The sequence below is a fragment of the Pseudomonas sp. GW458-11-26-14-LB4 genome (genome assembly GCF_059423925.1).
In genome coordinates, this window is sequence record NZ_JBWKYU010000021.1 from 40,405 (window position 1) to 65,959 (window position 25,555).

General features: G+C 55.4%; 29 protein-coding genes and 1 pseudogene. 14 read left to right on the plus strand and 16 right to left on the minus strand.

Annotated elements, in window-relative coordinates; all coding sequences use genetic code 11:
• Nucleotides 1-5 precede the first annotated feature (5 nt).
• On the minus strand, nucleotides 6-623 hold the full coding sequence (locus AC07XZ_RS23580) for a recombinase family protein (protein ID WP_102688170.1): 618 nt from the start codon (nucleotides 621-623) through the stop codon (nucleotides 6-8).
• 209 nt (nucleotides 624-832) lie between these two features.
• Between AC07XZ_RS23580 and AC07XZ_RS23585 the strand changes: the two genes are divergently transcribed.
• Both AC07XZ_RS23585 and AC07XZ_RS23590 read left to right on the plus strand, forming a co-directional pair.
• Nucleotides 833-1,735: a hypothetical protein gene (locus AC07XZ_RS23585; RefSeq protein ID WP_102688169.1), complete on the plus strand. Its 903-nt coding sequence runs from the start codon at nucleotides 833-835 to the stop codon at nucleotides 1,733-1,735.
• Entirely contained in the window at nucleotides 1,732-2,379 is a 648-nt protein-coding gene (locus tag AC07XZ_RS23590) for a hypothetical protein (RefSeq protein ID WP_102688168.1), read from the plus strand. Before AC07XZ_RS23585 ends, AC07XZ_RS23590 begins: the two co-directional genes overlap by 4 nt.
• A gap of 19 nt (nucleotides 2,380-2,398) precedes the next feature.
• Here AC07XZ_RS23590 and AC07XZ_RS23595 read toward each other — a convergent pair whose 3' ends face one another.
• The 7 genes from AC07XZ_RS23595 to AC07XZ_RS23625 all read right to left on the minus strand — a co-directional run bounded on the left by AC07XZ_RS23595 (nucleotide 2,399) and on the right by AC07XZ_RS23625 (nucleotide 6,977).
• Complete coding sequence (locus tag AC07XZ_RS23595; protein ID WP_102688167.1) at nucleotides 2,399-2,983, minus strand: tail assembly protein; 585 nt, start codon at nucleotides 2,981-2,983, stop codon at nucleotides 2,399-2,401.
• Nucleotides 2,984-2,986: 3 nt separating this feature from the next.
• On the minus strand, nucleotides 2,987-3,349 hold the full coding sequence (locus AC07XZ_RS23600) for a hypothetical protein (RefSeq protein ID WP_371921036.1): 363 nt from the start codon (nucleotides 3,347-3,349) through the stop codon (nucleotides 2,987-2,989).
• Nucleotides 3,350-3,400: 51 nt separating this feature from the next.
• Nucleotides 3,401-4,234: a hypothetical protein gene (locus tag AC07XZ_RS23605; RefSeq protein WP_102688165.1), complete on the minus strand. Its 834-nt coding sequence runs from the start codon at nucleotides 4,232-4,234 to the stop codon at nucleotides 3,401-3,403.
• A 4-nt stretch (nucleotides 4,235-4,238) separates the two neighbouring features.
• Nucleotides 4,239-4,451 (minus strand): hypothetical protein, encoded by a 213-nt coding sequence (locus AC07XZ_RS23610; protein ID WP_256590586.1) that lies wholly within the window; start codon nucleotides 4,449-4,451, stop codon nucleotides 4,239-4,241.
• Nucleotides 4,438-4,869, minus strand: coding sequence for a hypothetical protein (locus AC07XZ_RS23615; protein ID WP_102688164.1), 432 nt, complete (start codon nucleotides 4,867-4,869; stop codon nucleotides 4,438-4,440). Before AC07XZ_RS23615 ends, AC07XZ_RS23610 begins: the two co-directional genes overlap by 14 nt.
• Entirely contained in the window at nucleotides 4,866-5,282 is a 417-nt protein-coding gene (locus AC07XZ_RS23620; protein WP_102688163.1) for a DUF5681 domain-containing protein, read from the minus strand. Before AC07XZ_RS23620 ends, AC07XZ_RS23615 begins: the two co-directional genes overlap by 4 nt.
• A 774-nt stretch (nucleotides 5,283-6,056) precedes the next feature.
• On the minus strand, nucleotides 6,057-6,977 hold the full coding sequence (locus tag AC07XZ_RS23625) for a hypothetical protein (RefSeq protein ID WP_102688162.1): 921 nt from the start codon (nucleotides 6,975-6,977) through the stop codon (nucleotides 6,057-6,059).
• Between the two features lie 174 nt (nucleotides 6,978-7,151).
• Here AC07XZ_RS23625 and AC07XZ_RS23630 point away from each other — a divergent pair, with 174 nt between their 5' ends.
• Nucleotides 7,152-7,322 (plus strand): hypothetical protein, encoded by a 171-nt coding sequence (locus AC07XZ_RS23630; protein ID WP_158247733.1) that lies wholly within the window; start codon nucleotides 7,152-7,154, stop codon nucleotides 7,320-7,322.
• A gap of 280 nt (nucleotides 7,323-7,602) precedes the next feature.
• Here AC07XZ_RS23630 and AC07XZ_RS23635 read toward each other — a convergent pair whose 3' ends face one another.
• Nucleotides 7,603-9,276 (minus strand): 5'-methylthioadenosine/S-adenosylhomocysteine nucleosidase family protein, encoded by a 1,674-nt coding sequence (locus AC07XZ_RS23635; protein WP_102688161.1) that lies wholly within the window; start codon nucleotides 9,274-9,276, stop codon nucleotides 7,603-7,605.
• Between the two features lie 410 nt (nucleotides 9,277-9,686).
• Here AC07XZ_RS23635 and AC07XZ_RS23640 point away from each other — a divergent pair, with 410 nt between their 5' ends.
• From AC07XZ_RS23640 to AC07XZ_RS23655, 4 genes are all read left to right on the plus strand, one after another.
• Entirely contained in the window at nucleotides 9,687-9,914 is a 228-nt protein-coding gene (locus AC07XZ_RS23640; protein ID WP_102688160.1) for a hypothetical protein, read from the plus strand.
• Between the two features lie 121 nt (nucleotides 9,915-10,035).
• Complete coding sequence (locus AC07XZ_RS23645) at nucleotides 10,036-10,221, plus strand: hypothetical protein (RefSeq protein ID WP_102688159.1); 186 nt, start codon at nucleotides 10,036-10,038, stop codon at nucleotides 10,219-10,221.
• On the plus strand, nucleotides 10,218-10,463 hold the full coding sequence (locus tag AC07XZ_RS23650; RefSeq protein WP_102688158.1) for a hypothetical protein: 246 nt from the start codon (nucleotides 10,218-10,220) through the stop codon (nucleotides 10,461-10,463). Before AC07XZ_RS23645 ends, AC07XZ_RS23650 begins: the two co-directional genes overlap by 4 nt.
• Nucleotides 10,460-10,786 (plus strand): hypothetical protein, encoded by a 327-nt coding sequence (locus AC07XZ_RS23655; protein ID WP_102688157.1) that lies wholly within the window; start codon nucleotides 10,460-10,462, stop codon nucleotides 10,784-10,786. Before AC07XZ_RS23650 ends, AC07XZ_RS23655 begins: the two co-directional genes overlap by 4 nt.
• A gap of 538 nt (nucleotides 10,787-11,324) precedes the next feature.
• Here AC07XZ_RS23655 and AC07XZ_RS23660 read toward each other — a convergent pair.
• The 3 genes from AC07XZ_RS23660 to AC07XZ_RS23670 all read right to left on the minus strand — a co-directional run bounded on the left by AC07XZ_RS23660 (nucleotide 11,325) and on the right by AC07XZ_RS23670 (nucleotide 12,411).
• A complete protein-coding gene (locus tag AC07XZ_RS23660; protein ID WP_256590585.1) occupies nucleotides 11,325-11,792 on the minus strand; it encodes a helix-turn-helix domain-containing protein in 468 nt (155 codons plus the stop codon).
• Nucleotides 11,793-11,852: 60 nt separating this feature from the next.
• The gene (locus tag AC07XZ_RS23665; protein ID WP_102688154.1) at nucleotides 11,853-12,089 is read right to left on the minus strand and encodes a helix-turn-helix domain-containing protein; all 237 of its coding nucleotides are present in this window, start codon (nucleotides 12,087-12,089) and stop codon (nucleotides 11,853-11,855) included.
• A 118-nt stretch (nucleotides 12,090-12,207) separates the two neighbouring features.
• Complete coding sequence (locus AC07XZ_RS23670; protein ID WP_102688153.1) at nucleotides 12,208-12,411, minus strand: helix-turn-helix domain-containing protein; 204 nt, start codon at nucleotides 12,409-12,411, stop codon at nucleotides 12,208-12,210.
• Nucleotides 12,412-12,598: 187 nt separating this feature from the next.
• On the opposite strand from AC07XZ_RS23670, the gene AC07XZ_RS23675 reads away from it, so the two are divergent.
• Nucleotides 12,599-13,084, plus strand: a complete 486-nt coding sequence (locus tag AC07XZ_RS23675) for a hypothetical protein (RefSeq protein ID WP_083368182.1) — start codon at nucleotides 12,599-12,601, stop codon at nucleotides 13,082-13,084.
• Here AC07XZ_RS23675 and AC07XZ_RS23680 read toward each other — a convergent pair.
• The 3 genes and pseudogenes from AC07XZ_RS23680 to AC07XZ_RS23690 form a co-directional block, all read right to left on the minus strand.
• The gene (locus AC07XZ_RS23680) at nucleotides 13,081-14,292 is read right to left on the minus strand and encodes a site-specific integrase (protein ID WP_256590584.1); all 1,212 of its coding nucleotides are present in this window, start codon (nucleotides 14,290-14,292) and stop codon (nucleotides 13,081-13,083) included. The genes AC07XZ_RS23675 and AC07XZ_RS23680 overlap by 4 nt on opposite strands.
• A 227-nt stretch (nucleotides 14,293-14,519) precedes the next feature.
• The gene (locus AC07XZ_RS23685; protein WP_404943279.1) at nucleotides 14,520-15,383 is read right to left on the minus strand and encodes a methyl-accepting chemotaxis protein; all 864 of its coding nucleotides are present in this window, start codon (nucleotides 15,381-15,383) and stop codon (nucleotides 14,520-14,522) included.
• Nucleotides 15,378-16,169 (minus strand): annotated as a pseudogene (locus AC07XZ_RS23690) (MCP four helix bundle domain-containing protein); the annotation flags it as partial. The gene AC07XZ_RS23685 and the pseudogene AC07XZ_RS23690, both read right to left, overlap by 6 nt.
• Nucleotides 16,170-16,527: 358 nt before the next feature.
• Between AC07XZ_RS23690 and AC07XZ_RS23695 the strand changes: the two are divergent.
• From AC07XZ_RS23695 to AC07XZ_RS23705, 3 genes are read left to right on the plus strand one after another with little or no spacing between them, the layout of a single operon-like run.
• Nucleotides 16,528-17,928 carry a c-type cytochrome gene (locus AC07XZ_RS23695; protein ID WP_085745120.1) on the plus strand — a complete coding sequence of 467 codons (1,401 nt, stop codon included), beginning with the start codon at nucleotides 16,528-16,530 and terminating at the stop codon, nucleotides 17,926-17,928.
• Nucleotides 17,929-17,931: 3 nt separating this feature from the next.
• Entirely contained in the window at nucleotides 17,932-18,486 is a 555-nt protein-coding gene (locus tag AC07XZ_RS23700; RefSeq protein ID WP_102688150.1) for a sugar dehydrogenase complex small subunit, read from the plus strand.
• Nucleotides 18,483-20,117 carry a GMC family oxidoreductase gene (locus AC07XZ_RS23705; protein WP_102688149.1) on the plus strand — a complete coding sequence of 545 codons (1,635 nt, stop codon included), beginning with the start codon at nucleotides 18,483-18,485 and terminating at the stop codon, nucleotides 20,115-20,117. Before AC07XZ_RS23700 ends, AC07XZ_RS23705 begins: the two co-directional genes overlap by 4 nt.
• Nucleotides 20,118-20,198: 81 nt before the next feature.
• Here AC07XZ_RS23705 and AC07XZ_RS23710 read toward each other — a convergent pair whose 3' ends face one another.
• Entirely contained in the window at nucleotides 20,199-21,581 is a 1,383-nt protein-coding gene (locus tag AC07XZ_RS23710) for a lysozyme inhibitor LprI family protein (protein WP_256590583.1), read from the minus strand.
• Nucleotides 21,582-21,796: 215 nt separating this feature from the next.
• Between AC07XZ_RS23710 and AC07XZ_RS23715 the strand changes: the two genes are divergently transcribed.
• The 3 genes from AC07XZ_RS23715 (at nucleotide 21,797) to AC07XZ_RS23725 (ending at nucleotide 25,551) form a co-directional block, all read left to right on the plus strand.
• On the plus strand, nucleotides 21,797-23,401 hold the full coding sequence (locus AC07XZ_RS23715) for a tetratricopeptide repeat-containing response regulator (protein WP_011335516.1): 1,605 nt from the start codon (nucleotides 21,797-21,799) through the stop codon (nucleotides 23,399-23,401).
• Entirely contained in the window at nucleotides 23,398-24,090 is a 693-nt protein-coding gene (locus tag AC07XZ_RS23720; protein WP_064598685.1) for a sensor histidine kinase, read from the plus strand. Before AC07XZ_RS23715 ends, AC07XZ_RS23720 begins: the two co-directional genes overlap by 4 nt.
• Before the next feature lie 219 nt (nucleotides 24,091-24,309).
• The gene (locus AC07XZ_RS23725; RefSeq protein WP_173892800.1) at nucleotides 24,310-25,551 is read left to right on the plus strand and encodes a glutamine synthetase family protein; all 1,242 of its coding nucleotides are present in this window, start codon (nucleotides 24,310-24,312) and stop codon (nucleotides 25,549-25,551) included.
• The last annotated feature ends 4 nt before the right edge of the window (nucleotides 25,552-25,555 follow it).

Here is a 25,555-nt window from a genome sequence, read left to right on the forward strand (position 1 = left end):
TGCACTCAGACCTTAGCCAGATCCCTTATCCGTAGAACTGTCGTTGTCGAACAGTTGGCGTGCCGAGCTGTAGCGCGAATGCCCAAGCCGGCGTCGAGTAGTTCCGCAACACGCTTGTGAAGATCTTCATCGACTGGTCGACCCTGGTACTTGCCGGCGGCTTTCGCCTTCTCGATACCCTGGGCCTGCCGCTCGCGACGCTGCTCGTAATCCTTGCGCGCGATCGCCGCCATCATCTCCACCAGCATCGAGTTGATCGCGCCAAGCATTCGGCCGGTGAACTCATCACCTTTGGTGTCCTGCATTCCTTGATGGCTCGTTGGCAGATCAAGCGCAACGATGCGCAGGCCTTTGGAGTCGATCGCAGCCTTGAGCTTCTGCCAATCCTCCACAGGAAGGCGCGAGAGGCGGTCTATCGACTCCACAAGCAGTACGTCACCCTTTCGCGCATCTTTGAGCAGGCGTAGCAGCTCCGGCCGATCTGCCGACGCGCCGCTGGCGTTCTCCAGGTACACACTCGCGATCACCTTGTTGTGGTCGGTGGCGAATTGCTCAAGTGATGCCCGAGCGCGGCCGGCGTCCTGCTCTTCGGTTGATGCTCGGAGGTATGCGCGGATGAACATGATGTGCTGTCCGTATCAGTTAAGGTGTTCTACTAATACTGTTGCACTTTGAGTGTTACTTATCAAGCGGGTAGGGCGAATAAACCCGAATTTGTGCGTATCAGCTCAGGCATAGCTAAAAAAATCGTGTACTGAACGATCCTCCGAGCTAAGCTCGTAACGTCAAAACGATATCACTGCGCCCAGCTCAAGAAATAGAAAGGAATCATATGCACTCGTTGTCCGCTTACACGATCAAAGTTCATGACAATTTACTTGCTGGCCCGCGTAGTGAGCGTTATCACGAACTGGACAATATCCGAACTCGGGATATGTTGGACTTTATTCATAGCTTCATGGAGACCTTGAAGGCGTCTCTTCATGATGATAAGGACGCTAAAAAAACAGTTGAGGTTATTGAGGTCGAAAAGAAAGCGCGAACGGTATTCGGCTGGCTCGAATACGGTGAGTATGGGCTGGCAGGTAGTATCGTAGACACTAAGACCAAGAAAAAAACATACAGCAAGAAGCATGATGAAAGCGATGTTCGATCTTTGTATTTTAATTTTAGCATCCCAGCAAAAAGCAGGACCGGGGTTATTCTTCTGCACACAGCTGGAAATCGCGGGATAAAATCGTTCTTTCATCGTGAGTTTAATTTATATTTTAAGAATATGGTTGGGCTTAGCGTGCAGATGTCGCCCCTGGCACATGAGAAGTCGGTGCAAGAATGGTTGGATAAGTCCGAGGTTAAAGAAATTCGTCTTGGCCGATACGCTCTGACCGAAAACGGCGCTGACATCGCAGACAACTTGGGTGTCGATCGAGCTGACCTAATTTTGAAACCAAAAAAAGGTCGGGGTTTTCCGAATATAAAAGGTCTCCGAAGCAGTATGGATGGCGGTGACCGTACATATGTCGAGATCCTTTCCGACTTCGCCGCAGATGTTAAAGCAGTTGTGGAGTCCGGCGGCCGCAAAAAGGTCCTTTCACTAAAAAACGGCGAACCGATTGCTGCTATTGACATTGATGAAGATAACGTTGAGATGGTCGATGGTAGCCCTGTCCCTGCGAGCCTACATAAATTTGCGACTGATCTGGTAAAAGAGTTTTTAGGGAAGGTGTCTAAATGAGCCAGAAAATTAATATATGGTTCATATTGCGAAGGCATTTCAAGTCGGCGATATTTGACGCATCTTCTGAAGATTTTTCTTATTCGGATTTTTTTATATTCGTATTGATCCCCTTTGCCACAGCAGTATTGGTTTTTAATAGCGAGATTTCCGATAAGGCTAATACGATAAGCCTGCTAACTTCTGTGTGTGCTATTTTTGCTGGCTTGTTATTGAATTTGCTTGTCCTGGTTTATGATCAGAATAAACGTGTCACAGAAAAGCTGATCTCTCTAGCGGATAAGAATCGTGGGGCTATAAAGCCTGCTGCAAGTATAAAAGAGTTGCAGGAAGCACCTGCTGAGTTTCCAGAAGAAAGTATGATTCGTCGATTTACATCGCACAAAAGCTTACTCAGTGAGCTGGTAGTAAATATTTCCTACTCCATAATAATCTCGGTTTTTTCGGCAGTACTCTGTATGATTGCATATCTCACCAGCGCTCCCAAGCCTAAGACTCCCCCGGTAGAAGGAATCTTGGGGGCTTTGGCAGAATTTGATTTTAAGAATTTGCTGTTCTCGATTTCAGTGTTCTTAACAGCGAATCTGGTCCTCACTTTACTAATGATTGTAAAGAGAGTATTCAAATTGATGGACGATGAGTGAGTTAGATCGCAAATTCTGTTTACGTTTTGTCCTCGGCAAAGATCGACGCCGATATGATCATCCCGCCCCACCGGCGCTCGCCGATGCAGATTGGCACCGGGTTGCCGCTTGCGGTGGTGTTCTTGGCGCTGCCGAAAGCATAAGACGGGGCGTTTTCCGGAGATGAGCTTTGTTTGAGACCGGTAGCTTGGGGGCTCAGCATCTGAATGACGCCGCCGGCGGCGAGTGCGATGCCAGGTGCCAATGTCGCGCCGTTTGTGACTGAACTCATCGCAATCAAAACCACACCAAGCACAGTCTGAAATATGCCCGCACGCTTGCTGCCGGCGATCACCGGGACTATTCGGATCTCCTGTGCGCCACCCATCTTCAGTTCCTTCTCGCCGATGTTTTTCCGGTTCCGAAAAATCGCAAACTCAAGTCCCTTTCGTCTCGCGTCAGCGAGGTACTTCGCAAAACCGGGATGGTTGACGTCGATCGCCTTCACGGCCTCCCGCGTGTCGCCGGTGGAGAGTTCGTAAATGTGTTCGCGCCCGAACAGCTTGCCGGCTGAGCCGCCAAGCAGGATTCGGGTCTTGGTGCCGTAGTTGGTGGCCATTGCCATGGTTTACTCCTTGGCGCCTTCGGCGCTGTTGTTGGGCACCGAAACGCCCAGTCGGATGGCGAGCAGCGAGCGCGACATCCGCGCCTGGTCGACCGTCACCTGTTCGTGACACGGGTCGTAGTTCCAGATCCGGTCGTGAATCCCTTGGTAGGCCCTGGCACCCCGGAAGGTGCCGCGTAGAAGGTTGGCCGAAACCCTAGCTTCGTCCTCGGTGAAGAACGGCCCGTCAATTGTCACCTTCTGGCCGTCGCGGACGTGCTGGACATCCCACACGACGTAGCCAGAGTCAGGGCCTTGTTTCAGCGTGTAGGGTGCAAAGCGGGTTGTCTTGCACGCCTCGGCGAAGCGTTCCTGGTAAGTGGTCAAGATATCTGCTCCCAGTTGGCGGCCGCATCGTGACGGCCGCATTCGAAACGCTTACGCGGCTTCGGATTCTTCCTCTGCGGCCTTCGGCCCGCCTCGAGCAGGGATCTTTTCCAGCCAGGCGCGCAACGCTTCTGAGCCGTCACAACCCGACCGCCACTTTTCGAACCGGCCCGCGTAACCGGCTGAATTCGCGACCATTCCACTGAGCGCCACTCCGACCTGAGAGGTTGTGGCAAGCACATCGTCGTAGACGGCCAGCATTTGACGGAGAGCGTCAATGTCATCTGCGCGAGAGGCGGCGATGCCCGCCCGGGAAAGGCTCGCTGCTGCTTCAGAGTTGAGGCCAGAGAGCATCGGATTTGCTCTCAGCACTGCTTCGACGATATCGGGGTGACCACCCCGGCGCGCTTCGGACATGAGGTTGCGGCGTTCTTCCGGACTGAGGCCTCGCACAAGGGCTCTCAGTTCTTGGTCTGCGAGAAAGCCTGCGATGTCGCTACTCGCGCGCGGAGTGACAGGAGAGAAGCCTTGGGTGACGGTTTCGGCCAGGGTGAGCATATCCTTCGCGACCGACTGCATTGCAGGAAGTAGGGCGTCTGTCACGCCTGCGATTTTCTCTTTGCTCAAGCGCTCGATCGCGGACGAGTTGAAATCTTTGTTTTCCCGGATCGAGACGATCTCTTCGCCGAAGTCTTTGAAGGTCTCCAGCGCCAGTGTCTGAAGCTGACGAGCTGACTTCATCAAGCCGCCGGCTTGCCATACACCTTTGGTCCCGTCCGGACGCTGGATAGAGAAGGTGTGAGCCTCAATGCGAGAGTGCTCGTATTCGGAGTAGTGGAGGTTGGCCAGGCCGACCTTGAGAACTGAGCGTTTGCCGATTTTCATTGCGTTACCTTTGGATTGTTTGGGATAGGGGTAGGGCGGTGGAGGATGTAGAGGCGTTGAAAATATCGAGAAGAGAGATTTCCCCGATGGCGGCGGCAGCGTCGACGGCTTCGGTGCTCAACTCGTCCATCAGCTGGCTGATCTGCCGAACGTCGCTGCTAAATTTGGAGTCGCCGGCCGCCTGCTTCAGTCGGGCGATTTGGTTACGGATGTTCATTGCGCGCCTCAACGATCCGCTGGTAATGCTCTGCAGCGTGCTGCTCAACCGAGACACCTTCAGGAGGCCAGGTAACGATCCAAGCCCCTTCCTCGGGCGCAGCGCGCATATTGAGTACGCCGACTTGAGGTGTCCGGCCGGCCCGTTCTGTCTGCCGGGTGTGGAGAATGATGGCCTTCGCCATTTGCTCACCCTGGTCGCTATCCATTTCTGCGAAGGGGAAGAAAAGCGATACGTTTTGCCCCTGAATTCGATAGTCGACCTGGTGCCCGGCGGTTTTCGGAAAGTCTTCTTCCGCTTGGGTCTCTCTGGTATTCGCTCGGATCACCGCGAGCACAATCAGCAGTACAGTTTCATCTGCGGCGCCGATCTTCTGGGCGATCCTTTGCAGTTCTGCTTTCAATGACTTGATGCTCATTGCTGCATTCCCTCCATTTGCGTGCGGAGTTCTTCGACGGCCTTTTGAAGCTCAGCGACCTCGATCACCCGGGCGACGGCGCCCAAGCCTTCGATGAGCGACTTGCCCTGGTCGGGCGCGAGTTGTCCGCCGGCAACAGCACGCATGATTGATTTGGCTGCGCTCGGCAGGTCCGTGTCTTCGAGTTCGAATTGCACCGGCTCAGAGGTCGGTTTGATTGGCGGGACAAGGCGCTCAAGGATCAATCGGCAGGCCTGCATATCGCCCTTCTTGGCAGCAGCGAGCACCTTCTTGGTAACTGCGTCAGCACCCTCGGCAAGTCGAGCGCGAAGCTCCTGTGTTTGCCCGGAGCGTCCACCTGGGTTGCCTGACTGCCCGGGCTTCCATTTCCCGCTTTTGTCGCGTTCAGTCATGCGGCGGGCGATTCCATGGCAATGACCGGTTTGTTTTCCGCAAGTGCGATGAGGAGGGCGGATGCTTGGATGCTTCCTTCGCTGGCAGCGTCGCGCAGGCGGCCCCACGCTGCGGCCACCTCTGAGCGAGTCGGTTTATGTTGTCGACCTCGAGCGGTCTTGGCTGTGTTCATGGGATGGCCTCGAGTGGATTTGAATTGGCTTCAAACCCACATTAGGCATGATCTGATCTTATATCCAGTGTTTTTAGGGTGCACCTCAGGTGCTACACGAAATGGGACTGAATGGGACTGAAATAGTTGGTTTTGCCGGGCGAGAAGGGGAGGGATTTTGTTGCAGTAAGTAGCCGGAATCCAAAATGATACGCGGCTGAGTTTTCAGCCCAGTCGTTCATGCTGCGGTGCAGGTGGAGTGGTGGGACTTTTCCTCATTAGAGGAACTCTCCCCAGTGGGGGAAGTTGGTTGGATTTCAAATCCATGCAACCCCCAATGGGGGCTGAACCTGGCCTCCCATTTCGGTATGGCAGGTGTCGCGACACGTTTTGAGAATTATGAAAACGTGTCGCGTACTCGATGCGCTCAGTTTTGAGCACATCTTCCCCCAGAGAGGTAATACCTCGGATGTGAGGGGGTTCGAACTACCGAGAATTCCTCGGCGCTTCATCGCAAAGCGAAGTGAGGGAAAATCACTTCGGTCTGGAGGTTCAAAGGTGATCCAGGATCACAATTAAATAGACCTGCTCCGGCCTGCTGTCAGGAGTTTCTACGTTTCGCTCACTCTGGCATCAACAGTTCATTGTATTTAGCCGGAACCAAGGCGATTTCGCCCCAAGCGAGATTCGTTGCTGCTAAGCCAATTCCACTCTGCGTGATTTTCCCAAAGAACATGACAATGCGCCCCTGCGAATTGTCAGTAATGCCTTTGTCACGGCAGAAGCCATTTGGAAGCTTCAGGTAGAAATCTTTCACCGATCCATTACAAACCAGCTTGGTCATTCGGGTTGATAGGTCATGGCTGCCCGCGTTGCGGCTGGCGATGATCTTTCCGAAGTAGAGGCGCGACGTTTGTGGGGTATCGAGAATATCGTAATCAACATCCGCCACATTCTTGAGAAGCTCAGCTAATTTCACTGCGTGCGAAGCTTCAGGTAGGAAAAAGTATTTGTCTTTGTTTTTCTCGAAGCTTCGGCATATGCCGGCGACGGTAGTAATTGTGCTGGGAAGCTCGAATGATTCTCCGTTGTGCCGACCTATAGGCACCTCCGATAGAGGCCCATCGATGTCTTCGACCGGTGTTTCGTCGTACTCGCCTTCCAACTCCAGCCGGACTTCTGGTTTTTCCTGCAAGAACTGTTTCACGATCGCCAGGTGTTCATGTTCGATCGCTTGCCGAGCCTCTTCCCAAGAGTCGTACCGTTTGCCCACCGGTTTCTTTGCTCTGAGCACGCAGCCAATATGCTGCCATCGTTTCAGGTGGCGGTAAAAAGGGTCGCGCTGGTTGGTGAATATGTCCTTTTCCTTGGGCGTACGCTCGACGTTGGTGTAGCACCCAGGGCAGAACAGATTGCCCATCATCTCTTCTTCGTATTCGTCCGGCACTACCCGCCGACTAGCCTTGAGTGTGTCTCTGTTTCCACCATCGAATGCCCAGCCGGGCAAATAGTGGGCGTAGGCGATTTTTCGTTTTATCGACACTGATTTCGTCCTTGAGTGGAGTAATGACAAATAGCCATACCACGAAGGGCAAATCAAGTCAGAAGGCTAGGGCTGCTACTTTAGTTTAATGGTCTAGCTCGATTCCGCTGGCCCAATTGCCGCGGACCGGGTTCGGTTGTCTGCGATCTGTTTAGCATGGAAAAGGAGCCGTAAATGCTTACCCATTGGATTTTCGTGATGTTCATCGGCGGGCAGCCGGTCATGACCGAGCAAAGAGCTTCTGAGGCTGACTGCAATCGGATGTTGGTGCGCCTTGTCACGTTGGCCCGTGCCCAGGGCAAGGACGCGATCGGTGCTTGCTACCTTCGTGCAACGTCAGATTAGGGGTAGCACAGCGAGACCAAAAACGTCTCAATAAGATCTAAACGTCACACACTGTGTCTATTACGCTAGGGCGCTATCAAAGTGTTTGAACGATGAGGACGATTCTTGTAAAGTTAGGTTAGCATAGTTTTACCCCTTTCTCGTTTATGAATCTACCGTACTTAGATTAAAGTGTGACTACGATGATCATGCTTCTAGCTATCAACTTTTGAGGTTGTAACTCAATAAAGGTCAGAACTAATATTCTGACCCTTGGTATGGCTGTGAGATTGCTTTGATTTTAATTTTTACTTGCGGGTGTGATTTGATCAAAAAAATCAATCAGCCGAAATGCAAGATCAGCTGCGTTATTTATAGCGAGCGGGTGGTCTTCTTGTTGTTCTTTATTGTCCAGTAGGTCTGATATCCCGCGAATCAGTATTCCAGGAATGCCGGTTTCATTCATGGCAGCTAAAAAACCAAAGCCTTCCATTTCAATTGCCAATGCATCAGCATAGGTTGTAGCAATGGTCGTTGCTGATCTGCCACCGGTACTTCCTACTAGTTTTTCTCCGCACGCAATTGGTTTAAAGAACGTTTCATAAGGTTTTTCTATGCCCCTGTCTCGAGTTAGAAAAGCAGTCGCCAAAGACTCTGCTTTTGGAGAAAGTCCAAAAATGCGAGGACGCGGTAATAGTTTATATTCAGTTTCTTTGCCTGATTCGTAGTTGTATACAAGGCTTGCCACAACTACACTTCCTATTTTTGCCTCTTTGCGGCCACCTGCGATTCCGCTAAATATCGTTAGATCTGGTCGCAGTAGTTCTAAAAGTCTCGAGGTGTTAATTGCGGATTTTGTGTTGCCAACACCGACTGAGAACAAATAGATATTAAGGGTGCCACTTGAGGTTTCGTATAGTCCGCGGGTTACGATGAAGTCGCCATATGATACAGGCGTTGGGTCTATCATGCGCGCGTAAAACGGAGCGGCCTCTGATTCAAGAGCAGTGATTATAAGGAGTATACGATCACCGCGACCAGCTGTTTCCCTAGTTTGCATTTCTTGTTCCACTTCAATCCATTGCGTAGGCGATAGGTCGAATTCAGCAGCTGTTTGCTGCCAAATTAGTTTGGATGACATACTATGTAAAAATCTTTTTTCAGGTTTTTTGAAGTAAAACGACAAATCTGCGATTGATAAGCTGGTTAAGGTTGATAATGTCTTTTTCTCAATCATCCTCTCAGTGCAGGCGACCAGCTCGAGAGTGTTGCTTGCTGCCAAGAATCTGCGTGTGACAGTTTGGTCAAATTTCAATTCGTCAGGAATAACCGCGAGGATGCCTTGACGATCAATTAATAGTGTTGAGTCGTCACTTTGTAGTGGGCTATTCTTATTCGTCACATGCTCCACAGTCATTGCAGAGGGATTTCTATGTCTCGTGAGAAGCTGAACTAACTGGCGCGTATTAGGAAGTTCATTGTGCGCCCCTGTAATGCAATTGCAGACGTAGGTTTTTGGCCAGTCCGCGGCAGGCTTGAAATTTTTCTTTTGGGGGCTCTTGATGAGCCCTATGATGGACAGAACTAGATGCTTTAGCGATTTGTCATTACGAAGTATGCTAAGTTTTAATATGTCTGTGTTTTCATCAGTTGGCAGTGCTTGTCGCTCAATTTCCATTGCCAGTAATTTTTTGCCATACAGGCGGAATCTGAAGTTGAAAATAATTCCAGATTCAATATTTTTAAATGGAAATTTGCTCCCATCGAATCCATATTTTTTGCAACAAACACGGAGTAGATCATAAAATCGATTCGTGCAGTGCAAGGTTTGAGGGTTAAATGCAAATTCGGTTCTACCGCCTAAGGTACGAATGAACGACTTACCAGTATCAGCATTAAATATAGTTAGCAGTGACGACAGGCTCTCTTCTGGAAGATCTATCAGAACCTTCCATCGCGTTTGGATTATCGCCATAGGTCGGGGAGACTGGGTTCGAACCAGCCGATAACGTAAAACGCCATAGCGCCCATTGCGCCCCCCCTATGACAAAGAAAACATCTGAATGTTATCGACTACGTTTGCCTGTTACCAGTGTAGAAAAGTATTTTTTACTCGAATTCGCGTTTTTTTGTATCCACCCATTTAGAGCTTCAGTGTGAAAGCACGAGCCGAGCCTGGTCACTTTTTTAGCCTGATTATCGAACCAGAAAGTAGTTCACCCAGATCTCCCATCAGCAAGGTTGGGAGCTCAGTTCCGGATCTGTGAGATAGATGTGAGCAAAAGTCCTCGCATCTCCGGGGTGCAATTTTTTGCACCCTTCCTCTTGTGTGACTGCTAACGATGATCCATTATTGGCCTGTCGTGACTGCTAACGGAGGTTGTTGTGAAGAAGGAAGAATCGAAAGGCCCACTATCTGCGGCCGATCGCCAGAGGATCTACAAAGAGCGTCAGCGCGAAGCTGGTTTTAGGCAAACAACCGTATGGATTCACGGTGAAACAGAAGAGGAGGGCAGGCAGGCAGCCCGAGATGGCAAGCCACTCAAGCCGATGGAGTCGAAAGACCCTCTGAGCTGGGCAGCAGGTTGGATCAGCGAGAAGGCTAAGCAATAACCGGCGGAATATTTTGCCGATTGAATCGATGGCTCTGTTTTGAGCCATCACAGAAAAGGTGCCAAGCCGCTGCGTCAACAGCGGCTTGGCGATCACACGACGTAACTTAAAGGGACACGTCATGCAATTTAAACAGAATACCATCCAAATTTTGGACGCGCACGGCCAGGTCATAACCACCATGGTGCTGCCGGCCAACATCAAGCTGGCCCAGTTGGCGCCTCTAAAGATCCTCGGCGCCATCAGCGTGAAGGTCTTGCCAAGCGCGGCGCCATTCCGTGGAATCTGCGTAGGGGGTGTGCAATGAGTCAGCCAGCCGCTCGTATCGCCGACGAGGCCCTTGAACTGCTGCGCGCCACACATGAACGCATCAGCAATATGCGGGTGCTGTTCAACGCGATCACCAAGGATTTGAAGCACGGAAAGTCGCACGACATCGAAGAGTTGGCCAGCCTTGGCAGCTTCCTTGGTTATGACTGGGCGAACTACGTCGACAGCGAAGTTGAACAGATGCAGAAGGCGCTCGACGCGGCGGAGGTGGCCCAATGAGCGCCGATATTCGATCACGGGACGACCTGAGCTTCACCAAGCGCGATGATTCCGGACGGCTCATCAATTGGCCTCGGTACAACTACGGCGTGCCTGGGGACTGGGAGAAGGGCATCGCCTGCTTCGATGCCGAGATTGCCGAGCTGGCCGCCCACGACGAAACAGAGGCGTTCCATGCGATCCAATTCGCGATCGTGGGAATGGGAGGGCGCTGCACAAGTCTGGAGACGGGCTTCATCGACCGAGTGGCCCGGGCGGCGGTGATTGGGCTGCGTTCACTGCGGGCTGGTGCTGAGAAGTTCGCTCCTGCAGACATCGACTGACAAACTACGAAAGCTTCGCAGTATCGAAGGCACTACCCTGTTACGGGGTGGTGCCTTTTTCATTACCGGCCAGAATGCGGGTATTCGGAGTAGGGCGGGAAGTTGAGCGCATATCGATCCGGCCTGGTCATGGTTCGGACAATCAGGCCGCGCTCAATCAGGTCGATCAGAGCCCTGCGACACCTCAAATGTTCAGAAAAGGCGACGGCTCTGGATGGAAGGATCGCTCTCGGCCGGGCACTGCACGCTTGAGGCAACAGATCCCACAGGATCACTCTCGACACAAGTGGCATACCTCTCCACTGCTCACTATCTATTACCGACATCGGCAAGACGAGGCTGTCAGTCATGGCCGCACGCATCTGGTTTCTATTCATCCTGATCCTTTCGGGTCTGCACTAAAAGCTCAGACAGCATGGTAGATATCTATAAGGGTGCGCACTTTCTGCGCACGTAAACGGGAAATTACGGCGCACATTCTGCGCACGTAGACAGAGGTCAAAAATACAACCGGACAGAGCCGTACAAATGGATCGTTCTACGTGCGCATTTTCTGCGCCGGTATGTGCGCATTTTCTGCGCTGGAAGAATTCGAAGTTGCGAGGCTGCGGATTGTTCGTGGAGGTGCGCGGGTTGGGCCTATTTCAAGATCCTTGCCAGGGCATTCGTCGATGGCAAACCAGCTCAGTGCATAGAGCGCGCAACGCGCGCCATGGCGAGAAAAAATACTGCTCCTGGTCTGGATGATCCAGCCGCCGGCCTCGAGTTCTGCCAGAGCCTTCCGAAGGGTATTGTCAGATGCAATGCCCCACTCCTTTGCCATTGTCCGTGTCGCCGAGAGATCGCCGTTGTTGTTGCCGCGGTACTGCATCATGAGTTCATTGAGGACGCAGCGAGACCAGGGCCCCATAGCCCTGTAATTGGCAGACTGGCCCATGGCAAGAAACAGCATCGCAAAAGGAGGCGTTTTAGCTTTCTTGGTTCGGACTGTTCTTGAAGATGCCATTCAATGGCTCGCAGGCAGGCGCAAGCGCCTCCGATATGGAGGCGCCGGCTAGTCAATGGTTTACGAGGCTTCGCGCATCAAAATGTATTTGGCAACCCGGTGCGGCGGTCGACCCGGCTCGGTCGACTGGTGCGTCCAGTAGGTGCGGATTTCGTGCCCCTTTTTTCTTAGGCGACGAATAGTGCTCGGCGGCTGAACGATGTCGAGCGTTTGAGCTGCCTCGACGGAGGAAACCGGGCCGTTTCTAAGCGCCTCGATCATCTTGCGGTCTTGCTCGGTTGAAGAATGGCGTGTCATAGTTTGCCCTTCACGTTGGTGCTATCCAGTGTGTTTTTGCTAAGGCGGTGCTCGAACACCGCCTTAGCATCCTTCAGCGCGGTCCTGCGCATTCCTCGCTCCTTATTCTCTTCACAATTCATCGTGAGCCGGCCTTTGCGGCGCGCTCAACGAATGCTTTCAGTTCCGATGCCAAGGCCAATCGTCGCCGGCCGATCTTAAATGTTTTGATTTCGCCCTGAGCAATCAGCTCGTAGGTGGCCGAACGCGATATGCCCAAAATACGGGCAGACTCTTCGACGCTCACCGACAACGGTGCCATCTGTTGTTGACCTTGTTCCATGGATATCTCCCTAAATTCCGACACCCAAAGGGGGGCCAGATGTTGCTAGGTTACAATGCATAATTCTAGCAATGCAAGCAAATGCTAAACGTGCACGTATTCGCATGGATTGACAGTGGTTTGCGGGTCGAGCAAGCTGTGCCCATCACGTCAGTTAAATTGACCTTCAGAGAGCAGATGGATTGGTATGGCGACGAAGACAAGTAAGCGAGCTGGCGAGACGAGTACAACCGTTAGCGTCGGTATCAGAATTGATCCGAAGATAAAATTTGCTCTAGACATAATGGGAAGAGTGCAGAAGCGATCACTGACGGCCGTTATCGAGTGGGCGATCGCTCAGGCGATGAGCCAAGCCCACGGGGACTTCGATGGGAATAGTCTCTCCAGCGTGATTGATAAAGTCTGGTCGACCGATGAGTCTGTGCGTTTGGTTAACCTTGCGCTCTACATGCCAGAGGCGCTAACGTACGATGAGCTTCGTATCTGGGAGACAATTAAGGCTAGTGCTTACTTTTGGCAGCATTATCCGGATATGACTTTCTCCACGGAGCCGGATAGGCTGGTAATGTTTCTCGTAACAGACAATTGGGACAAACTCTTAGATCATGTGAGTCTGCACAAATCTAGCCCGACCATCGTTCCTATCACGGATAAAGAGTTGATTCCCTTCTAAATCAGCTCTACTGCTGCGGCTTTCGTCCCAGGCGCCAAGTGGGCATACCTAAGTGTCATCTTGATATCGGCGTGCCCCAGCAGATCCCGTACCGTGTTGAGTGGTACGCCGGCCATCACTAGGCGTGACGCGAAGTCGTGCCGCATATCGTGCCAGCGGAAGCCTTCGATCTCGGCGCGCTCTAGCAGCCTGAGCCAGGCGCTTTTAACGTCCTCCAGACGGCCGCCTTCCTGACTCGGGAACACGTATCGAGATTTGCCGGCCAGCTTTTTCCAGTCTTCCAGTACGCGCACCGTTTCCTTGTTCATCGGGATGTGTCGCGTGTCGCTGGTTTTGGTGGTGGCGCCGGCAGCGGTGATCGTCTTCGTATGGAAGTTCACCGCCGACCATTTCAGGTCAAACAGCTCTCCACGTCTCATGCCTGTATTCAGCGATACCAAGACCATAGGCTTTAGGTGGTCGGTGAATGGGACCTGCAGCAAGCTCGGCATCAGTTCCTTGCCTCGATCCGCTCTCCATTTGTTAGCACTCTCGCGCTCCACCCGTGCCTCGTCTTGACGGGCGTCGAGTGCTTCCCGAAGTCGTTTGGTCTCTTCAGCATCTAAGTAGCGGACCAGTCCCATCGAGTCGACCTTTAAGGCTTTGAGCCTATCCATCGGGTGGGCATCGATGTACTCCCATTCAACGGCTCTGCTGAATACGCCGCTGATAGAGCCCATTTTCCGGTTGACCGTCGACGGCTTGTTGCCTGACTGCATCCATCCCGTGCGGATCTGGTCCAGATCGCGGCCGGTGATGTCGCCTAGGCGCTGCGGCATGATCGCGTCGAAGTTGTTATTAAGCGTGTGCAGGGTTTTCTCATGCCCTTTATGGTGTGTCTTGAACCACGGCATATAGGTGTCGTCGATGAATTCGCGAAGAGACGGCAGGGCAATCCCCTTTCGACCCTGAGCGACTGCCAGTGGCTCGCCGTGGGCGTGCGCGTCGGCCAGGTACTGAGCGGCCTCGGTTCTGGCTTGATCGAGCGTTAGGACACCAACGCGCCCCAAGGTCGCGTTCTTGTTGCGCCCCCATGTGACCATATAGGACTTGTGACCGCTGGGCAGAACGCGGATAAAGAAACCCGGCTGCACGGTGTCATGCACGCGGTATGCTTTCGCCTCGGCGGCCAGGCTGCCAATTAGCTTTTGAGTGATTTTGGTTTTCAAGGATTCGACCGTGACAGCAGGGTGGCAGCAAAAAGCACTATACCGCTCTGTTTTCATGGACTCAATGGGACGAACAAGCCCAGCAATACGGGGCTTATGCCAGATCCTGCTGAGTCTTAATTGTCCCTCCTAAGGGGAAGGTTGGCAGTTCGAACCTGCCCTGGGACACCATCTATTGAAAAAGCCCCGCGCAGAGTGATCTGGCGGGGCTTTTTGTTTTCAGGAATTTATAAGCGAAAGCGACTGACCAGAGTGTTGAACGACGCCGCCAAGTTGGACAGTTCCTGGGTCGAGGCGCTGGTCTGATGTGCGCCTGCCGCTGTCTGGGTGGAAAGATCCTGAATGTTGACCAGATTTCGGTCCACTTCACGAGCAACGTGTGCCTGTTCTTCCGAGGCTGTGGCGATGACGAGGTTGCGATCATTGATCTGCGAGATGCCGTCGGCAATCAGCTCCAATGCCTGGCCGGTCGCTTGCGCCAGTGACTGGGTTTCGCTGACCAGCGCCTGGCTTTTCCCCATGGCGCCGACGGCTTCGTCTGCACTGTTGCGAACGTCGTTGATCATGCCTTCGATTTCCCCCGTCGAAGCCTGGGTTCTTGCCGCCAGGGCTCGTACCTCGTCGGCGACCACGGCAAAACCTCGACCTTGCTCACCCGCGCGTGCAGCCTCGATGGCGGCGTTAAGCGCCAGCAGATTGGTTTGCTCGGCAATCCCCCGGATGACATCCAGAACCTTGCCGATGTCCCGTACTTTCTCTGCCAGGTCCTTGACCATGGTGGTGGAGGTGGCGATTTCCGTGGTTGCATGGTTGATCGCAGCAACGGCGTTTCGCGCTTGATCGCGTCCATTGCTGGCTTCCCGGCTGGTGGTCTGGGAGGCCTCGGAGGTGGATACCGCATTGCGCGCAACTTCCTCCACGGCGGAGGTCATTTCCGTGACAGCGGTTGCAGCCTGCTGAATCTCGTCGTTCTGACGAATCAGTCCGCGGCTTCCATTGTCTGTGACGGCGGTGAGTTCTTCGGCAGCGGACGCCAGTTGATCTGCCGCGCTGGCGATCTGCTGAATAGTGCTTTTCAGACTGCCCTGCATCTCGGCCAGGGCCGTGAGCAACTGACCGGCCTCGTCGCGGCCGGTGCTGACGATGTTTTGAGTCAAGTCGCCCCCAGCGATGCTTCGGGCGCTTTCAACGGCTTTGGAGATGGGGCGGCTGATCAGTCGGCTGATGAACAGGCCAAGCAAAATCGCCGCGACGAAGGCCAGCACGATGCCGATGTACAGCGATGTCTTGGCAGAGGACTCCGTCAGAACCGATCGCTTTGCGGCTTCGCTGACCTGCATGTCGTTGGAGTTGGTCATGATGGTCAATTCGTCCATGACGACGCGGTAGTTTTTCTGCAGGTCGCCGAGCAGCAGTTCGCGGCCATTTTCCAGGTCGCCGGCCTTCATCAGGGCCAGGTACCTTTGCACGATCGCCTGGTAAACGGGCCAGGCTTTCTCCATCCGGTCGCCCGCCGCACGTTCGTCGTCGGCAAGCTCGGTTTTCCGGTATTCGGCAAAGGCTTTTTCGCTCGCCAACTGGTTGGCGCTCATCGAGGCGAGGAATTCGTCTTTGGTGCTCTGGGGCAGGTTGGCGGCTGTGGCGACGTAAAGCCGATACATGTCACGGGTCTGTCCGACAGCCTTGATTTTGGTCTGCGCGATGTTGGCGACGGCGACGAGGTTGTTGCCGAACACCGATCTGAGGCTTGTCGAGAGTTCGGTCACTCCCCGGCTTCCCAGCAGGCCTACCCCCAGGGTGATGAAGGCGCACGCCGCGAAGGCCGTGATCAATTTCGTGGAAAGTCTTGCGTCATTCAACCAACTCATAAGGGGCATCCTGCTGACATGTGGGGGCGGGTCAATATCGAGCGCAGCTCGTAAGCAAATGGCTAGTCGTCGTACATCTTTCGGCTGCGGAGTCCACAACTGTAGGGTTACCAGTTGTTTCTTATTTAAATATATTCTGCATTAAACACCCTTGTAACCAGCGTTTTAGAGCATTCAGCACATACATACAAAAGATGGCACTTGGCCTTTTCTATTTATTGCAAAGTGTTACATTGTATGGAATATTCCAATAAATACGTACGACATCGTACCTCCTCGTTCTTGGCTTCCGAGATGACGAGGACGCTGTGTTCGTGATTTCCAGAACCGTGAAAAAAAAAGAACGAAGCAGCCTAGGGTAGGACTCATGTCGCGTCGCATTGATAAAGGGAAACGCAGGGGGTACGCCTCTGCCGGATTGGTTACGCTGCTGATCGCCATAGCTGGCGCCGCGTACGGCGAGGCGCTCGACAGCACCGCGTCGGTGGGCAAGCGTCTAGCGGTAGCCGCTGACTGTGTGGCTTGTCATACGGCGCCAGGCGGCAGGGCTTTTGCGGGCGGCTATCCGCTCGGTTCACCGATGGGCACGATCTACTCGACCAACATCACGCCTTCGAAAACGGCGGGTATCGGCAATTACACGTCAGAGCAATTCGCCCGTGCGGTGCGTGACGGGGTGGCGGCCGATGGCACTCGGCTTTACCCGGCGATGCCCTACACCTCCTATTCGAAGATGACCGACAGCGACATTGCTGCGCTCTACGACTACTTCATGCATGAAGTGGCGCCGGTCGATACGCTGAACCAGAAAACCGCTCTGGATTTCCCGTTCAATATCCGCGCGTCGATGATTGGCTGGAACGCGCTGTTCCACAGCAAAACACGCTTCACGCCGGATCCGGCCAAGTCCGCCGAGGTCAATCGCGGCGACTATCTGGTCAACGGCCTGGCTCACTGCGATACCTGCCACACACCGCGCAATGTCCTGATGGCGGCCGACAGCGCAAAACCGTTGGCCGGCGGATCACTGGGCAGTTGGTATGCCCCCAATATCACTTCCGACAAAGTCAGCGGCATCGGTGCCTGGTCGAGCGACGAGATCGTGGCCTATCTGCGTACCGGTCACGTCGAGGGCAAGGCCCAGGCGGCGGGGCCGATGGCCGAGGCGGTGGAGAACAGTCTGCAGCATTTGAGCGATGTGGATCTCAAAGCCATTGCGGCCTATCTGCTGCAGACGGCGCCGATCAACAGTGGGGAAACCAAAGCCCGCCACGAGTACGGTCAGGCCTCGGTCGATGAATTGACGCTGCGCGGAGGCAAACCGGGGGACAACCCGGGCTGGCAGATATTCAGTGGCACTTGCGCCAACTGCCATCAGCCGAACGGTCAGGGCACGCGGGAATACCCATCACTGTTTCATAACACTGCCACCAGTCGCAGCGACAACCTGATCGCGGCCATCGTGTACGGCGTGCATCGTGAAGTCGACGGTGTGGCCATCGACATGCCGGGTTTCGGCCCTGACGCGCTGTTCACCGACCGCCTGAACGACCAGCAGATTGCCGACGTCAGCAACTACGTGCTGTCGCGCTACGGCAATGCCGACACGATTGTCACCGCCGCCGATGTGGCGCAGGTACGGGACGGTGGTCCCAAGGCACCGCTGGCAGTAATGGCGAAGTTTACGACCCCGGTCATCATTCTCGTGTGCGTGTTGATGGGCCTGGGCGCATGGGCCTTGATTGCACGTCGGCGCAAGGAGGCCTGAGCAATGGACACTTCAATGACGCACAAACACGAAAAAACTCAAACCGAAAGCTCGACTGGGCTCACTCGCCGCAATCTGTTGCGTGGTTCCGTGACGCTGGGCCTGGCCGCGATGATCGGCAGTGCGCTGCCCTGGCAGTCGGTGCTGGCAGCGCAGGTATCGGGCGACGATTTCATTGCGCTGTCGCAGTTTCTGGTCAGCCGTGCGGTCAATCCGGTTCTGGCCGATCGTTATTACGCTGCGCTGGACAAGCGCGCGCCGAATTTCTCGACCAACGTGATTGCCTTGAAGCAATTGATCGGCGCGCAGGGGTACCGGCATGTCGATGAATACCTGGCGCAACCGAATCCGGATCCATCGCTGCGGGCTACGGCCACCAGCATCATTTCCGCCTGGTATCTGGGCATCGTCGGTGAGCCGGCGGATGCGGAGCTGATCAGCTATTCCCTCGCCATGATGTATCAGCCCACTCACGGCATTCTCATCATTCCAACCTACGGTGGCGGCCCGGATTCATGGGGTCCCAAACCAGCAGTCATTCAGGACTCGACAGTATGAGCAGCGATCAATTCGATGCCGATGTAGTGATCATCGGTTCCGGTGTCATGGGCGGTCTGATCGCCACGGGCCTGGCCAAAGCGAACAAGTCGGTGATCGTGCTCGAGGCCGGCCCCCGGGTGAATCGCCGTGATGTGGTGGAAACGTTCCGCAATGCCCCGGTGAAACTCTCGCTGGCCAATGCCAAGCTGCAGGGCGCCGGGTCGCCCTATCCGAGCCTGCCTCACGCGCCGTCGACCTACGGCGACTATTTGCAGCAGGTAGGGCCAGTGAAATACAACACTTCTTACTTGCGTGTGGTGGGCGGCACCACCTGGCACTTCGGTTCCTCGCTGTGGCGCATGCTGCCCAACGATTTTCGTCTCAAGTCGTTGTATGGCCGTGGTCGTGACTGGCCGATCAGTTATGACGAGCTGGAACCGTATTACGCTCGGGCTGAAATCGAACTGGGCGTTTCCGGTGTCGACGGCCAGGACGAAAGCGGGCAGGGCGGGGACGCCTATCCGCCGCGCTCGATTCCCTATCCGATGGAGGGCCTGAAGCCGAGCTACATGTTCAAGCGCCTCTCCGAATTGCTCAGCAAGGGCGGGTATAACCCGATCCTCGAGCCGAACGGCCGGGCAACCCGCCCCTATGGCAAACGGCCTCCCTGTGCCGGCAACAACAACTGCAACCCGGTATGCCCGATTGCAGCCAAGTACGACGGTTCGATGCATATCGATGAGGCCGAGCGCCATGGCGCCAAGGTGCTGGACAACTCTGTCGTCTACAAGATCGAGGCGGGCGACGACGGCAAGATCACCGCGATCTGGTACATGCGCCCCGACAAGACCAAACACAAACTGACCGCCCGGGCCTTTGTACTGGCGGCATACGGTATCGAGTCGCCGAAGCTGCTGTTGATGTCGACCTCGGAAAAGTACCCGAACGGGATTGCCAACTCCTCGGATCAGGTCGGGCGCAACCTGATGGATCACACCGGCATCAGCATGAACGTCATGACCAAGGAAGACATGTGGCCGGGCGAAGGGCCGACGCAATTGCTGGTCTATCTGAACAGTCGCGATGGCGCGTTTCGCAACGATTACCCGAGCTACAAGATCAAGGTGCGCAACACCGTGCCGACGTCGCAGATCACTTCGAACCTGATTGCCAAAGGCGTGCTGGGCTCGAAGCTCGATGAGCAGATCCGCCTGCAATCGGCGCGCTCCCTGAACTGGGCCGTCGATTTCGAAACCTTGCCGCTGCCGGAAAACCGGGTCACCCCGAGCAAGACCAAGTTCGACGCCATCGGTCTGCCGGTTCCCGAGATCTACTACAGCGTTCCCGACTACTGGCACGCCGGTAAAGAGAAGGCGCTGGAAGACTTCAAGCAGTTTGCGAAATTGCTCGACGCCGACATCCTCAGCACCGACACGGGCTTCCAGAACCGTCAGCACATCATGGGCACCACCATCATGGGCGATGATCCGAAAGACTCGGTGGTAGATCGCGATTGCCGCAGTCACGACCATTCCAACCTGTTCATCGCAGGCACGAGCGTCATGCCATCGTCCTCCTGCGTGAACCCGACGCTGACAGGTGCGGCATTGAGTATTCGGATTGCCGATGTGTTGGTGGCGGAGGTCTGAGAAGCGCCCTGAAGTACAAAGCCCCACGTAGAGGTGTCTGGTGGGGCTTTTTTGTGTCTTTCAATCTTGCAGGAGGAAAGGCTAGAAAATTTCAGCTCCACCCTCTGCCTTTCCAATCGAGGTTGTGACGTTCGTGAAATGTCGGCGGCCGTTGACTGAGAAGCCCCGTTCGGGATCCTGAGACCCAGGCTTGCGCAAAGTCAGCAAGGCGGGCAATCCGTCTTTCTCGCTGTAACTACCAAACCAATTGTTCAGCCTTGCGATGAAGCACTCTTTGTCGATGAAAACTGGCAAGTCCATGACGGTTTCTACTGCGTAGTAACCTGCGCCGTAACTGTAATAATCATCGTCACCCGAGCCCGATGCAGGAATAGGGCAGAGGGGACCTTTGTGTTGGCTGGGTTGTTGAGGTTTACCCGCACCCGATTGGATCAGGGCTTTTATGAGAGTCTTTCGCAAAACTGGGTCCAGTACGTAGCTGGTACTGCTTTCCTCGGAGTATTGATTACTCGGCACGATCAACTTGTAGTCATACCGAACTGTCACCGTTGGTATTTGGCTGTTGATCTTCAGGGGATTGAGCAAGTACACATCATCAGCACCGTATGAGCCGTTGCGGTAGGCGAGATACATTCTTCCGTGAGATTTGATCCAGCCTGCCGACTGGTTGGCGCCGCGATCACTGGTGGAGAACAACGAGCTGCCGGCGCCGGCTTCCGGATCATACGGGGCCAACCTTCTAGTAAAGCGCTCTCCATCTCGACGGAAGGTTTCATGGAAACTGAACAGGCTCGTACCACCGGTATAGGTTGAAACGAACAGATCCCGTTGGCCGTCGCCGTCCAGGTCTATCAATGTGTAATTCACCTGACCTTGCTCGGCATCAGCATCGAGGCCGGAAGCGTTAAGCGCTTTCCATTCATCCTGGGTGACGCCCTTGGGAATACTTTTGGGGAACACGGTCTGATCCTCGGCTGGGTCGTCATTTGGATCGCCGGAGAATGAGGTTTCGCCTTTTTCGCTGGTGAGAGAGCCAAGTGCCCGCTCCAGTGCAAACTCCGGACTTTCCTTACTCATCTCCCGAACCCGTTGCTGCAGATCCTCCATGACCTGTCTATCGATCTCGTCCGGTTTGTAGGCCACCGCGTCGATCCACTGCGCGTGCAATACCTGCAAACGATCCTGATAACGCTGGCTCAGACAACTGGCCTCCTCGCCACACCGATCACGCTCCTGCAGCCACTCACGCTGAGCCTTTTTCACTTCCGCCTGCGCCGGTGCAGCCTTCATCAACTTTCGGTAAGCCGCCCCCATCTGCGCATCCAGCTCATGCAACGGCTTGTCCGCGCAAATCGCCTTCTCCACAACACTCGCCGCCTTTGTGCAGTCCATTCCGCTCGCCAGTGCCTGCTGCAAAAACAGCAGCGCACAGGCCGACACGATGTAGCGTCCCTTGATGTACACGATGAATCCTTTGCCGTTGGAAGGTGAGAACCGCCGCGCAGGGTAATCCTTGCGCAACGAATCTTGAACCCTCGCTTCAAGAGAACCCCTGATCCGGCCGATAACCCATTCGGTGACTTCAGAGTCGCGCGAAATCGCTTGATAGCATTTGGCCGGCAGCTATCATCTGCGCGCCTGGAAATGGTCCATCCTCTTCAATTGCCTGGAAATCCTCGATGCTGTCGTATCACCAAAAGAGTTTTCTGATCGTCGATGATTTCTCGGATTTCCGCAGTTCCGTGCGTTCGATGTTGCGCGAGTTGGGCGTCAAGGATGTGGACACCGCAGACACTGGTGAGCAGGCGCTGAAAATGTGCGCGCAGAAGTCCTACGATTTCATCCTTCAGGACTTCCACCTCGGTGACGGCAAGAAGAACGGTCAGCAGGTGCTGGAAGACCTGATGATGGAGAAGCTGATCAGCCACGAAGCGGTGTTCGTGATGGTCACGGCCGAGACCAGCCAGGCGATGGTGCTCAGTGCCCTGGAGCACGAGCCGGACGCGTACCTGACCAAGCCGTTCAACCGTTCCGGCCTGGCTCAGCGGCTGGAGCGTCTGGAGCAGCGCAAGACCCTGCTCAAGCCGATTCTGCAAGCCCTCGACCGTGGCAAACCGATGGAAGTGCTCAACGCCTGCATCGCCCTGTGCAAACAAGACATCCGCTATTCGCCGCTGTGCCTGCGCTATCGCGCCGATGCGTTGCGCGACATGAACCAGAACGAAGCGCTCGAGCGCCTTTACGACAGCATCATCGCCGACCGGCCGTTGCCGTGGGCGTTTGCCGGGTTGGGCAAATTGCTGTTCAAGCGTGGGCAGGTCAGTCAGGCCAAGGGCGTTTACGAAAAAGCCCTGAAGGTCTTCCCGATGATGCCGGCGCTGTATGACGGCATGGCTGACGTGCTGGTCGCCGAAGGCGATACCAAAGGCGCGCAGCAAGTGCTGGAGGAGGCGATTCGCCTGTCGCCGCTGGCCGTGCGCCGTCAGGCGTTGCTGGGCAAGCTGGCGATGGCCAACGAAGATTTCGACACCGCCTCCCGGGCTTATCGCCAGGCGGTGAATCAGGGCGCGCAATCGCGCTTCAAGGATCCGGAAAGCAATCTCGGCCTGGCTCACGCGCTGATCAGCAAGGGCAGCGAGCGCGGGCTCGACACCCGCACGCGTCTGGAGATCAACACCACCCTCAGCGCCGTGGCCAAGGAAAACCCGACCGACCCGGGCCTGCAGATTCGCGCGCGTCTGATGAAGGCCACGAGCCTGTTGCTCAACGATGCCGAGACCGCCGAAAAACTTACCGAACAAGCGCTGATGCGCCTCGACGGCATGGAGCAATTCATGAGCCCCGAGGCGGCGTTGCTGGTGGCCAAGCAATTGCAGATGCTCGGCCAGGCCGAGGCGGGTACGTCGATGCTCAAGAGCTGCGCGGAAATCTACGGCGATGACCCGACGGTGATGAAAGACATCGCCAAGCTCACCGACGACCCGACTATTCTCAGCTCCAGCAACGCTGCCGCCGACCTCAACCGTCAGGGCGTGCGCGTGTACAAGACCGGCAACCTGGTGGAGGCCCGCGAGGTGTTCCGCAAGGCGCTGAAGATGCAACCGAAGAATATCAGTATCGCGCTGAACATGGCCCAGTCGCTGCTGCACGGCACCGACACCAATGTGCCGTCGGCGGAGCTGGAAGAATGTCGGGCCTGCCTGAAACTGGTGGGTCTGATGCCCGACACCGACGCGCGTTATCCGCGTTATCAGAAGCTGAAAAGCAAGGCGTTTGGCGAATGAACCAAGACGAGCAGGCACTGGATTTTTCCACGGTGATCGCCTCCACCGTGCACGACATGAAGAACTCTCTGGCGATGCTGATGCAGGCCCACAGCCAATGGCTGGCGCGTCTGCCCGAAGCGCAGCGCCAGGGGCCGGAGCAGGGCGTGATCGACTTCGAGTTCGCCCACCTCAACGGCATGCTGGTGCAACTGCTCGGGCTGTACAAGCTCGGGGTCAATCAGATGCCGTTGCAGCCGGCCTATCACGAGCTGGACGATTTTATCGAGGCGCAGCTGGCGGCCCATCAAGAGGTATTCGCCAGTCGCGGAATTCTGGCCACTTACGAAGTCGATCCGCTGAGTCCGCTGGGTTTCTTTGATCGTGAACTGATCGCCTCGGTGCTGGGCAACTGCATCAACAACGCGATCCGTTACGCCCGTGAATCGCTGCTGATCACCGTCAGCGACGAAGCCGGGCAATTGGTGCTGAGCATCAATGACGACGGCGACGGTTACCCGGCCGAAATGCTCGAGCGCCAGTCCGATTACGTGCAGGGCATCAACCACAGCAGTGGCAGCACCGGGCTGGGTCTGTACTTCGCCGGACGCATCGCTGCGCTGCATCAGCGCAACGGTGTTGGCGGTCGGACCGAGATTCGTAATGGCGGCCCGTTGGGCGGCGGCGTGTTCAGTATTTACCTGCCCTGAATCACCGATTCATCGACCGGAATTCTTTTTGTTGGCTGCTGCTTGATATTCCGAACAGCCGAAGCCTATTTTGTCCGGGTCGCCGTTCGCGGCTCGCACAATAACAAGGATTGCGTCATGACAACCGATGGCCAGCGTTCACTCGCGCAGCGATTGACGGGCATTGATGAGATTGAATGTGTCACGCCGGATTTGAACGGTGTGCCACGTGGCAAGGTAATGACCGCCGAGGGTTTCCTCGAAGGGCGGCGTTTGCAGTTGGCCCGGGGGGTGCTGCTGCAATGCATCATGGGTGGTTATCCCGCCGCGAAATTCTATGGCAGCGATGACGGTGACCTGGCGCTGGTGGCCGATCCGGCGCAGATCCATCCGTTGCCATGGAGTGAAGAGCCGCGGGCCTTTGCCATCTGTGATGCCGACGAGCTGACCGGCGAAAGCTCCAACCTGTCGACCCGTGGTCAGCTCAAGAAAGTCATCGCCCGCTACGCAGCCCTAGGTCTGGCGCCGGTGGTGGCGACCGAACTCGAATTCTTTGTGTTCGCTCCGAACACCGACCCGAACCAACCGTTCCAGCCGCCAGTCGGTCTCGACGGTCGTCGCGAGGACGGTCACTCGGCGTTCAGCGTCAGCTCCAATAACGGTCTGCGGCCGTTCTTCAGTGAAGTCTATAAATGCATGGCGGCCCTCGGTCTGCCGCGTGATACCTTCATGCACGAAATGGGCGTCAGCCAGTTCGAGATCAACCTGCTGCACGGTGATCCGCTGTTGCTGGCCGACCAGACCTTCCTGTTCAAACACCTGCTCAAGGAAGTCGCGCTCAAACACGGTTTGACCGTGGTGTGCATGGCCAAGCCGCTGGCGCACACGCCGGGCAGTTCGATGCACATTCACCAGAGCATCGTCGAGATCGGCAGCGGCAAGAATGTGTTCAGCGATGCGGACGGTCAGCCGACTGCGATGTTCCGCCACTTCATCGGCGGGCAGCAGGCGGGCATGGCTGACTTCACCGCGCTGTTCGCGCCGAACGTCAATTCCTATCAGCGCCTGTGCCATCCGTTTGCGTCGCCGAACAATGCCTGCTGGTCCCACGACAATCGCGCCGCCGGACTGCGCATTCCGGCCAGTTCGCCGGTTGCGCGTCGGGTCGAGAACCGCTTGCCGGGCGCCGATGCCAACCCGTATCTCGCGATCGCCGCGAGCCTGGCCGCCGGCTTGTACGGCATTGAGCATGAACTCGAACCAAGCGAAGCGATTCAGGGCGAGTTCGAAGTGCCGGACAATCTTTCGCTGCCGTGTACCTTGCACGCGGCGCTCGAACGTCTGAAACGCAGCCAGCTTGCAAAGGAACTGTTCGGCACGGAGTTCATCGAAGGCTACATCGCTTCGAAGACCATGGAGTTGACCAGTTTCTTTGACGAAATCACTCCCTGGGAACGCCGTGTTCTAGCAGCCCAGGCCTGACGAC

Bases quoted from the DNA above. Each gene is read 5' to 3' on its own strand.
- AC07XZ_RS23580 (WP_102688170.1), bottom strand. From the start codon at position 623: ATGTTCATCCGCGCATACCTCCGAGCATCAACCGAAGAGCAGGACGCC.
- AC07XZ_RS23585 (WP_102688169.1), top strand. From the start codon at position 833: ATGCACTCGTTGTCCGCTTACACGATCAAAGTTCATGACAATTTACTT.
- AC07XZ_RS23590 (WP_102688168.1), top strand. From the start codon at position 1,732: ATGAGCCAGAAAATTAATATATGGTTCATATTGCGAAGGCATTTCAAG.
- AC07XZ_RS23595 (WP_102688167.1), bottom strand. From the start codon at position 2,983: ATGGCAATGGCCACCAACTACGGCACCAAGACCCGAATCCTGCTTGGC.
- AC07XZ_RS23605 (WP_102688165.1), bottom strand. From the start codon at position 4,234: ATGAAAATCGGCAAACGCTCAGTTCTCAAGGTCGGCCTGGCCAACCTC.
- AC07XZ_RS23610 (WP_256590586.1), bottom strand. From the start codon at position 4,451: ATGAACATCCGTAACCAAATCGCCCGACTGAAGCAGGCGGCCGGCGAC.
- AC07XZ_RS23615 (WP_102688164.1), bottom strand. From the start codon at position 4,869: ATGAGCATCAAGTCATTGAAAGCAGAACTGCAAAGGATCGCCCAGAAG.
- AC07XZ_RS23620 (WP_102688163.1), bottom strand. From the start codon at position 5,282: ATGACTGAACGCGACAAAAGCGGGAAATGGAAGCCCGGGCAGTCAGGC.
- AC07XZ_RS23630 (WP_158247733.1), top strand. From the start codon at position 7,152: ATGCTTACCCATTGGATTTTCGTGATGTTCATCGGCGGGCAGCCGGTC.
- AC07XZ_RS23635 (WP_102688161.1), bottom strand. From the start codon at position 9,276: ATGGCGATAATCCAAACGCGATGGAAGGTTCTGATAGATCTTCCAGAA.
- AC07XZ_RS23645 (WP_102688159.1), top strand. From the start codon at position 10,036: ATGCAATTTAAACAGAATACCATCCAAATTTTGGACGCGCACGGCCAG.
- AC07XZ_RS23650 (WP_102688158.1), top strand. From the start codon at position 10,218: ATGAGTCAGCCAGCCGCTCGTATCGCCGACGAGGCCCTTGAACTGCTG.
- AC07XZ_RS23655 (WP_102688157.1), top strand. From the start codon at position 10,460: ATGAGCGCCGATATTCGATCACGGGACGACCTGAGCTTCACCAAGCGC.
- AC07XZ_RS23660 (WP_256590585.1), bottom strand. From the start codon at position 11,792: ATGGCATCTTCAAGAACAGTCCGAACCAAGAAAGCTAAAACGCCTCCT.
- AC07XZ_RS23665 (WP_102688154.1), bottom strand. From the start codon at position 12,089: ATGACACGCCATTCTTCAACCGAGCAAGACCGCAAGATGATCGAGGCG.
- AC07XZ_RS23670 (WP_102688153.1), bottom strand. From the start codon at position 12,411: ATGGAACAAGGTCAACAACAGATGGCACCGTTGTCGGTGAGCGTCGAA.
- AC07XZ_RS23675 (WP_083368182.1), top strand. From the start codon at position 12,599: ATGGCGACGAAGACAAGTAAGCGAGCTGGCGAGACGAGTACAACCGTT.
- AC07XZ_RS23685 (WP_404943279.1), bottom strand. From the start codon at position 15,383: ATGCAGGGCAGTCTGAAAAGCACTATTCAGCAGATCGCCAGCGCGGCA.
- AC07XZ_RS23695 (WP_085745120.1), top strand. From the start codon at position 16,528: ATGTCGCGTCGCATTGATAAAGGGAAACGCAGGGGGTACGCCTCTGCC.
- AC07XZ_RS23700 (WP_102688150.1), top strand. From the start codon at position 17,932: ATGGACACTTCAATGACGCACAAACACGAAAAAACTCAAACCGAAAGC.
- AC07XZ_RS23705 (WP_102688149.1), top strand. From the start codon at position 18,483: ATGAGCAGCGATCAATTCGATGCCGATGTAGTGATCATCGGTTCCGGT.
- AC07XZ_RS23715 (WP_011335516.1), top strand. From the start codon at position 21,797: ATGCTGTCGTATCACCAAAAGAGTTTTCTGATCGTCGATGATTTCTCG.
- AC07XZ_RS23720 (WP_064598685.1), top strand. From the start codon at position 23,398: ATGAACCAAGACGAGCAGGCACTGGATTTTTCCACGGTGATCGCCTCC.
- AC07XZ_RS23725 (WP_173892800.1), top strand. From the start codon at position 24,310: ATGACCGCCGAGGGTTTCCTCGAAGGGCGGCGTTTGCAGTTGGCCCGG.